This window comes from Paenibacillus xylanexedens (genome assembly GCF_007676705.1).
In the GTDB taxonomy this organism is placed as follows: domain Bacteria; phylum Bacillota; class Bacilli; order Paenibacillales; family Paenibacillaceae; genus Paenibacillus; species Paenibacillus xylanexedens_C.
In genome coordinates this window covers 1-259 of sequence record NZ_VEBF01000409.1, presented here as the reverse complement: position 1 = coordinate 259, position 259 = coordinate 1, and the positions used below count along the sequence as shown (strand labels likewise).

Genomic DNA, 259 nt, shown 5'->3' with positions numbered 1-259 from the left:
GGTAGGGAAAAGGGATTGTGTGTTGGGGTAGAAGTAAAGGGGGAGGGTAAGATGAGAGGGGAGGAATTTGTTATTTTGGTTCATGAAGGGATTAAGAGAAGGGGGCATTATGGGGTGATGATGAAGTATAATGTTGTTAAGGAGGAAAATAAAATGGGTAAGGAGGGGATATGTGGAGTGGAGAAGGTGGTGAAGATGAACATGATTGAACTGGATAAGGAGGGTAATTTGGGTCGAGATGAGTGGCTTACGGGTATGG

At 44.4% G+C, this 259-nt stretch carries 1 protein-coding gene; it reads left to right on the top strand.

Annotation, left to right across the window (positions count from 1 at the left end; genetic code table 11):
• Positions 1-259: hypothetical protein (locus tag FS628_RS31705; protein ID WP_186328054.1), on the top strand; the 259-nt coding region annotated here is incomplete at both ends.